Annotated in this window: 2 protein-coding genes; both read left to right on the top strand. The window is 67.9% G+C overall.

Annotated features, from left to right (window positions below):
• Positions 1-117 precede the first annotated feature (117 nt).
• Entirely contained in the window at positions 118-459 is a 342-nt protein-coding gene (locus I6U14_RS04710; RefSeq protein ID WP_296897287.1) for a hypothetical protein, read from the top strand.
• 162 nt (positions 460-621) lie between these two features.
• The coding region (locus tag I6U14_RS04705; protein WP_296897285.1) for an efflux RND transporter permease subunit at positions 622-2,125 on the top strand (1,504 nt) is incomplete at its 3' end.

The following is a 2,125-nucleotide window of genomic DNA, read 5'->3' as shown; positions in this document are numbered from 1 at the left end:
CTCGCGGGCGGCCGGGGGGTGTCTGGTGAGGGGTAGGTGGCTTGCGTATGTCGTGTTGGCGTGGCGGCCCCTCGGGCGCTGAAGTGTGGCTTGTTGGTAGGCAACCCGGACCGGGCCTTGAAGCCCATCTTGTTCGCCGAGGGTGTCATCTACGGCGGCCCCAAGCGCGACGGTCTCAAGATGCCCACCCAGGCGCTGATCGGCACCGGGGAGCGCGAGAGCGGGGTGCTCGCGCTCGGCGACGGCCGATTCCAGCCCGTGGACGTGGTGACGGGCATGCAGCGTGCGGGCGAGGCGGAGATCCTCTCCGGCCTGGAGCCCGGCGACGAAGTGGTCACCTCCGGGCAGTTCCTGATCGACTCCGAGTCCAACCTCCAGGCGAGCTTCATGCGGATGGCCGAGCCGGAGACGGAGCCCGAGGGCGAGGGCATGGGTGGAGGGCAGGCGCATGTGCACTGATCGTCTAGAAACCTGCGCAGTGCGTGGTGCGCGGTGCGGGGGCGCCCGTGCCGATCAGCGCGACGATCGCACTGCGCACCGCGCACCGCGCACCTCCCCGAGCGCCCGGATTGACGCGCCGGGCATCGAGGCCGCTGATCCAGATCGGCCGGGAGCGACACCATGAGCCACGTCATCCTCTGGTCCATCAAGAACCGCTTCCTGGTCCTCATCGCCGCCGTGCTGCTGACGGGCTGGGGCATCGTTGCGCTCAAGAACACGCCGCTGGATGCCATCCCGGACCTGTCGGACGTGCAGGTCATCATCAAGACCAGCTTTCCGGGGCAGTCGCCGCGGGTGGTAGAGGAGCAGGTCACCTACCCGATCACCACCACCATGCTGTCGGTGCCGGGCGCCAAGGCGGTGCGCGGCTACAGCTTCTTCGGCGACTCCTATGTCTACGTCATCTTCGAGGACGGCACGGACCTATACTGGGCCCGCTCGCGGGTGCTGGAGTACCTGAACCAGGCGGCCTCCGACCTGCCGGACGGCGTCCAGCCCAGGCTCGGCCCGGACGCCACCGGCGTCGGCTGGGTCTACAGCTATGCGCTGGTGGACCGCACCGGCCAGCACGACCTGGCGCAGCTCACCAGTCTGCAGAACTGGTTCCTGAAGTTCGAATTGCAGACCGTCCCCGGCGTGTCGGAGGTGGCCACCGTCGGCGGCATGGTGCGCCAGTACCAGATCGTCGCGGACCCGGAGAAGCTCCGCGGCTACGGCATCCCGCTGGAGCGGCTCATCAATGCGGTGCAGAACGCCAACCGGGAGGTGGGCGGCTCGGTGCTGGAGCTGGCGGAGGCGGAGTACATGGTCCGCACCCGGGGCTATCTCACGTCCATCGAGGACATCGAGCTGATCCCGGTGCACACCACCCCGGACGGCACCCCGGTGCTGCTGCGGGACGTGGCGCGGGTGCAGATCGGCCCGGAGATGCGCCGCGGCATCGCGGACCTGGACGGCGAGGGGGAGATCACCGGCGGCATCATCGTCATGCGCTCCGGCGAGAACGCGCTGGCCACCATTGATGCGGTCAAGCAGCGGATTGATGAGCTGCGCCCGAGCCTGCCGGACGGCGTGGAGATCGTCGAGACGTACGACCGCTCCCAGCTCATCCTGGACAGCGTCGACAATCTCAAGACCAAGCTCGTCGAGGAATTCATCGTCGTCGCGCTGGTGTGCGTGGCCTTCCTGTTCCACATCCGCTCGTCCCTGGTGGTGATCATCACCCTGCCGCTGGGCATCCTCATCGCCTTCATCGTTATGCAGGCGCAGGGCATCAACGCCAACATCATGTCCTTGGGCGGCATCGCCATTGCCATCGGTGCGATGGTGGACGCGGCCATCGTCATGATCGAGAACGCCCACAAGCACCTGGAGCGCTGGGAGGCCGAGCACGGCGAGCGCCCGCAGGGGGAGGCGCATTGGCGGGTCATCGGCGACGCGGCGGTGGAGGTCGGCCCAGCGCTGTTCTTCTCCTTGCTCATCATCACGCTCAGTTTCCTGCCCGTATTCACGCTGCAGGCCCAGGAGGGCCGGCTGTTCCGCCCGCTCGCCTTCACCAAGACCTACGCGATGGCCGCCGCGGCGGGCCTCGCCGTCACCTTGGTGCCGGTGCTCATGGGCTATC

Origin of the sequence: Thiohalocapsa sp., assembly GCF_019695415.1 — a bacterium.
GTDB lineage: Bacteria > Pseudomonadota > Gammaproteobacteria > Chromatiales > Chromatiaceae > Thiohalocapsa.
The sequence above is the reverse complement of the archived record's forward strand: the minus strand, read 5'-3'. Positions and strand labels throughout refer to the sequence as shown.